This is a genomic window from Pseudomonas sp. NFIX10, assembly GCF_900111955.1.
Taxonomy (GTDB): Bacteria; Pseudomonadota; Gammaproteobacteria; order Pseudomonadales; family Pseudomonadaceae; genus Aquipseudomonas; species Aquipseudomonas fluorescens_AA.
The window spans coordinates 262,499-268,498 of record NZ_FOKH01000004.1; the positions used below are offsets into that span (position 1 = coordinate 262,499).

The 6,000-nt window shown below is 62.9% G+C and carries 6 protein-coding genes and 1 pseudogene; 6 read left to right on the forward strand and 1 reads right to left on the reverse strand.

Going from position 1 to position 6,000, the window contains the following annotated elements; genetic code table 11:
• Positions 1-372 precede the first annotated feature (372 nt).
• From BM321_RS05955 to BM321_RS05980, 6 genes are all read left to right on the forward strand, one after another.
• Complete coding sequence (locus BM321_RS05955; protein WP_092441874.1) at positions 373-1,539, forward strand: ABC transporter substrate-binding protein; 1,167 nt, start codon at positions 373-375, stop codon at positions 1,537-1,539.
• A 27-nt stretch (positions 1,540-1,566) separates the two neighbouring features.
• On the forward strand, positions 1,567-2,556 hold the full coding sequence (locus BM321_RS05960) for a YVTN family beta-propeller repeat protein (RefSeq protein WP_092441875.1): 990 nt from the start codon (positions 1,567-1,569) through the stop codon (positions 2,554-2,556).
• Positions 2,553-3,284, forward strand: a complete 732-nt coding sequence (locus tag BM321_RS05965; RefSeq protein WP_092441876.1) for an ABC transporter ATP-binding protein — start codon at positions 2,553-2,555, stop codon at positions 3,282-3,284. Before BM321_RS05960 ends, BM321_RS05965 begins: the two co-directional genes overlap by 4 nt.
• Positions 3,281-4,072, forward strand: a complete 792-nt coding sequence (locus BM321_RS05970) for an ABC transporter permease (RefSeq protein WP_092441877.1) — start codon at positions 3,281-3,283, stop codon at positions 4,070-4,072. The genes BM321_RS05965 and BM321_RS05970 overlap by 4 nt, the downstream gene beginning before the upstream one ends.
• Before the next feature lie 250 nt (positions 4,073-4,322).
• Positions 4,323-4,856 carry a PQQ-dependent catabolism-associated CXXCW motif protein gene (locus tag BM321_RS05975; protein WP_092441878.1) on the forward strand — a complete coding sequence of 178 codons (534 nt, stop codon included), beginning with the start codon at positions 4,323-4,325 and terminating at the stop codon, positions 4,854-4,856.
• Between the two features lie 60 nt (positions 4,857-4,916).
• Entirely contained in the window at positions 4,917-5,582 is a 666-nt protein-coding gene (locus tag BM321_RS05980; RefSeq protein WP_072405723.1) for a response regulator transcription factor, read from the forward strand.
• A gap of 137 nt (positions 5,583-5,719) precedes the next feature.
• On the opposite strand, the pseudogene BM321_RS30660 reads toward BM321_RS05980, so the two are convergent.
• Positions 5,720-6,000 (reverse strand): annotated as a pseudogene (locus BM321_RS30660) (IS110 family transposase); the annotation flags it as partial.

Here is a 6,000-nt window from a genome sequence, read left to right on the forward strand (position 1 = left end):
GCGTTCCAACCTTGAATAGCCACCCACACCCTGTGGGAGCGAGCTTGCTCGCGATGACGGCGGCACAGCCGATACCGAGGCCGACTGAACCACCGCTATCGCGAGCAAGCTCGCTCCCACTGGAGGGCTTGGAGAGTTCCAGGCTTGGGGACGATTCACCCCGATCAAACTCAGGATCAGCAGCAACGTCAACAGCAGGGTCTTGAGAGTCCGCATGGTCTGTCCCATCCTGGGCAATGACGATGCCTTGCATCCTAAAACCCCGGCTTCCAACGCGAGTTACTACCTTGGTACTGCCCCGGCGGTACTTTCTGCATATTTCCCCAGGGCCACAGCCTTCCTATGCTGGCGCTACCCGCAATGGAGGACGTCATGCGCCGGCTCGTCAGTTACGCCCTGGTTTTTCTGCTGGCAGCGGCGACCGCTCACGCGGGCGATGCCACGCCGCTGCAAGTGCGCATCGGTTACCTGGGTTATCGCCCCGACCCGGGCCCGCTGCTGTCCAACGTCATTGCCGAACCGGCCGATGCCGGGTTGCGCGGTGCTGAGCTGGCGATCGTCGACAGCAACAGCACCGGGCGTTTCCTCCAGCACGGCTATCGCCTGGAAAGCGCCAGCGTCGACAGTCCCGAAGCCCTGCTCCAGGCCGCCCGCGCCCAACATGACCAAGGCCTGCGGCTGTTCGTGGTCAATGCACCGGCCACCAGCCTGCGCGATCTCAGCGCCGCCCTGCCCGACAGCCTGCTGTTCAACGCCGGCAGCCCCGACGACAGCCTGCGCACCACCGACTGCCTGGCCAACGTGCTGCACAGCCTGCCCGACCGCGCCATGCTCGCCGATGCCCTGGTGCAGTTCAGCGTGGTGCGCAAATGGCAGCGGGCCCTGCTGATCGTCGGCCAGACACCCGAGGACCAAGCCTATGCCGCCGCATTGCGCCGGGCCATGAAACGCTTCGGCATGAAGATCGTCGCCGAAAAAGCCTGGCAGTTCGACAACGACCAGCGCCGCAGCGCCCAGGCCGACATGCCGCTGTTCACCCAGACCGCCGAGTACGACGTGGTGCTGGTGGCCGACGAGCGCGGCGACTTCGGCGAATACCTGCCCTACCAGACCTGGTACCCACGCCCGGTGGCCGGCACCCAGGGACTGACGCCCACCGGCTGGCACAAGACCGTGGAAACCTATGGCGCGGCGCAGTTGCAAAAGCGCTTCGAAGCCCTCGCCGGGCGCTGGATGAACGACCGCGACTTCGCGGCCTGGATCGCCGTGCGCAGCATCGCCAGCGCGGTGAGCAAACTGCGTCAGACCGACCCGTTCGCCATCCGCCAACTGGCCCTCAGCGACCAATTGCCCCTGGACGGCTTCAAGGGACGCAAGCTCAGCTACCGACCGTGGAATGGCCAACTACGCCAACCGATTCCCCTGGTCCAGCCCCGTGCACTGGTCAGCACCTCGCCCCAGGACGGTTTTCTGCACCCCTCCAATGAAATGGACAGCCTGGGCTATGACCGGCCCGAAGTGAGCTGCCGTTACCCCTGATCGATAACAACAATAAGGAAAACCACCATGCGCCGCCCGCTGTTCAAACCGGCCCTGCTCTGCCAAGTCCTTGCCCTGGGTGCTGTTCTGCTGGCTGCCGGTCCCGCCGCTGCCAGCATCGCCTGGGTCTCCAACGAAAAAGACAACAGCCTGAGCCTGATCGACATGCAGAGCCTGGAAGTCATCGAGACCTTGCCCGTGGGCCAGCGCCCCCGCGGCCTGTTGCTGTCCCATGACAATCGCCTGCTCTACATCTGCGCCAGCGACTCGGACCGGGTCCAGGTGATGGACGTCGCCACCCGCAAGATCGTCAAGGAGTTGCCTTCGGGCAAGGATCCCGAGCAATTCGCCCTGCATCCCAACGACCGTTGGCTCTACGTGTCCAACGAAGACGATGCGCTGGTGACAGTGATCGACACCCAGACCTCCGAAGTGCTGGGCCAGATTGGCGTGGGTGTCGAGCCCGAAGGCATGGCCGTCAGCCCCGACGGCAAGTGGGCGGTCAACACCAGTGAAACCACGAACATGCTGCACTGGATCGACACCAGCACCCAGACCCTGGCCGACAACACCCTGGTGGACCAACGGCCACGTTTCGTCGAGTTCAATCGCGACGGAACGCAGCTCTGGGCCTCGGCGGAGATCGGCGGCACCCTGACCGTGCTCGACGTCGCCACGCGCCAGGTGCTCAAGACCCTGACGTTCCAGATCAAAGGCGTGCACCCGGACAAGGTACAGCCGGTGGGCATCAAGCTCAGCGCCGACGGCAAGCTGGCGTTCGTCGCCCTGGGCCCGGCCAACCATGTGGCGGTGATCGACGCCAAGACCTTCGAAGTGCTGGATTACCTGCTGGTGGGCCGCCGGGTCTGGCAACTGGCGTTCACCCCGGACCAGAAGCGACTGCTGGCGACCAATGGCGTCAGTGGCGATGTCTCGGTAATCGATGTAGAGAGCCGCAAAGTCCTGAAGTCGGTGAAAGTCGGGCGCTACCCTTGGGGCGTGGTGGTCACGCCATGAACGCCCTGGAAGTCAGCGACCTGAGCTTTGCCTACGGCGCGCGCGAAGCCCTCAAGCAGATGAATTTCATCCTGCCCGCCGGCCGTTTCGCCGCGCTGCTGGGGCCCAACGGCGCCGGCAAGTCGACACTGATCGCCCTGCTCACGCGCCTGTACGACCTGCAACGCGGCGATATCCGCGTCGGCGGCCACTCCCTGCACAAGTCACCACGACCGGCCTTGCGCCAGTTGGGCGTGGTGTTTCAACAGAGCACCCTGGACCTGGACCTGAGCATCGAACAGAACCTGCGCTATCACCTGGCGCTGCATGGTTTTTCGCGACGCCAAGGCAGCGCCCGCATCGATGCCGAACTGACCCGCCAGCACCTGACCGAGCGCCGCCACGAGCGGGTACGCGACCTCAATGGCGGCCATCGGCGCCGGGTGGAAATCGCCCGCGCCCTGCTCCATGAGCCGCGCCTGTTGTTACTGGACGAACCCAGCGTCGGCCTCGATCCGGCCAGCCGCCTTGCCCTCGGCCTGCACATTCGGCAACTGTGCAGCGAACAGGGCATCAGCGTGCTCTGGACCACTCACCTGCTGGACGAAGTGCAACCCAGCGACGACCTGTTGATCGTGCACCAGGGCCGCCTGGTCGCCAGCGGCCAGGCCGACGCGGTGAGCCTGGAACACGGTGGCTCCCTCGGTTCGGCCTTCAGCCATTTGACCGCCTCGGGAGCCCGGCCATGAACGCGTATTGGCACTGTTTCAGCGGCATCGTGGTGCGCGAATGGCTGCGCTTCGTGCTGCAACGCACCCGGCTGCTCAGCGCCCTGGTCAGGCCACTGCTGTGGCTGCTGGTGTTCGCCGCCGGCTTTCGCGCAGCGCTGGGCATCGCCATCATCGCGCCCTATAACACCTACATTCCCTATGAGGTATACATCGTGCCGGGGCTGGCCTGCATGATCCTGTTGTTCAACGGCATGCAGGGCTCGCTGTCGATGGTCTACGACCGGGAAATGGGCAGCATGCGCGTCCTGCTCACCAGCCCCCTGCCCCGGGCTTTCCTGCTGGCGAGCAAGTTGCTGGCGACCTCGCTGATCTCGCTGCTACAGGTCTATGCCTTTCTCGCCATCGCCTGGCTGTACGGCATCCAGCCACCGACCATGGGCCTGCTGCTGGCCTTGCCAGCCTTGCTGCTGGTGGCCCTGATGCTCAGCGCCCTGGGCTTGTTGCTGTCCAACGCCATCCGGCAACTGGAGAACTTTGCCGGGGTGATGAATTTCGTGATCTTCCCGATGTTCTTTCTGTCCTCGGCGCTGTACCCACTGTGGAAAATGCAGGAAGCCAGCCCCTGGCTGTACTGGCTCTGCGCGGTGAATCCGTTCACCCATGGCGTGGAGTTGGTGCGTTTTGCGCTGTATGAGCAGTTCAACCTGCTGGCGATGGCGGTGTGCCTGGGCTTGACCCTGGTGTTCGCGCTGCTGGCGGTATGGACATTCAATCCGCAGCATGCGGCGTTGCGCAAGGCCAGTTGATCCTGCCCTATCCCAATATCCCTATGGGTGGAAACCCTGTGGGAGCGAGCTTGCTCGCGATAGCGGCGGATCATTCAGCAATGATGTTGACTGACACACCGCTATCGCGAGCAAGCTCGCTCCCACAAGGGTTCTGAGCAGGGCCCCATGGCTGAAATTACTACTTTAGTACCGGTTTTCCTGTCTATGGTCGCATTCACAAGACCTCGACCCTGGCATGTAATGGGCGCATACAAAAAGGATAAATCCTATGCCCCGTTTGCTGGCGATCCTCTTGCTGGGCCTGGCGCTGAATGTCGCCCAGGCCGAGACCGCGCTGTTTTCAGCGCAGGGCTACCGCATCGCCCAATACCGCAGCCCGACGCCCGCCACCGTCGACGGTGCACAAACCCTGGACACCCAGGCGTTGCAACGGCTGCTCGGGCAAGCGTCGCCTCCGCTGCTGATTGACGTGTACCGCCGGCCCTGGGTCCAGGGGCAGTTCATCGACAACGAAGCCCATGTCAACCTTCCAGGCAGCCTGTGGCTGGCCAATACCGGCGACGGTGACCTCTCGCCGACCTGGCAGGACTATTTCGCCTATCACTTGCGCAAGGCCACCGCCGGGCAGACGGATCGACCACTGGTCTTTTATTGTCGCTCCGATTGCTGGTTGAGCTGGAACGCGGTAAAACGCGCCGCTGCCATGGGCTATAAGCAAGTGTACTGGTATCGCGATGGCCTCGATGCCTGGGAGGCGGCCAACCTGCCCCTGCAGGCCGCCCACCCCGAACCCTTTCCCTGATTTTGCAAAGAAATGCGCGCAACTGCCCTGCCCCATACGACAATAACGAGGTGAATGGCCATGTATAAAATCCTGATAGCCGACGATCACCCACTGTTTCGCGAAGCCATCCACAACGTCATCAGCGACGGTTTTCCTGGCAGCGAAGTCATGGAAACCGCCGACCTGGACAGTGCCCTGGCATTGACCGCCGAGCACGACGACCTGGACCTGATCCTGCTGGACCTGAACATGCCCGGCATGCACGGGCTCAATGGCCTGATCAACCTGCGCAACGAGGCACCGACCATTCCCGTGGTCATCGTCTCCGCCGAACAGGACAAGCAAGTGGTGCTGCAGGCCATCACCTATGGCGCGGTGGGCTTCATCACCAAATCCTCGCCGCGCTCTCAGATGACCGACGCCATCGAGCAGATCCTCAACGGCAACGTGTACCTGCCGCCGGACATCATCCGCACGCAAAAGAGCCCGGTGGGCCGGCGCCTGAACGAAACCCCGGCGTTCCCGCCGGAACTGCTCCAGGCCTTGACCCGCAAGCAACTGCTGGTGCTCGAACGCATGACCAAGGGCGAGTCGAACAAGCAGATCGCCTACACCCTGGACATCGCCGAAACCACGGTCAAGGCCCACGTCTCGGCGATCCTGCGCAAGCTCAATGTGCACAACCGGGTGCAGGCAATCCTCAGTGCCGGGGATATTGATTTCGGGGCTTATTTGCGGCGTTGAACAGGCGCCATGAATCCCTGTGGCGAGGGAGCTTGCTCCCGCTGGGCTGCACAGCAGCCCCGATCAGGTCGACTCAATGAGCCTGACACACTGAGGTGCCGGGCTTTTGGGGCTGCTTCACGCCCTGAGCTCTTCCGTCAACATGCTTTCGTTGCCTCCGGTGCTCTTATCAAAGGCGAGTCGTGGCGGGCCAAGGCTTGTAAATAGACGCTCTCGTCATACTGGGATCCAGCATTCCAGCACCGATAAACGATCCTGATCCATTTAAAAGCCAGTGCCCTCAGGGCTGCTTGATGAGAGCAGCCTTTGGCCTTCTGCTGGCGATAGTACGCCCCTGCCCATACCGATTGATTGATGCTGTGGGCAGCCCACTCGACAAATGTCTGGCGCAAAAAGGTTGAACATTGATAGCGCCAGC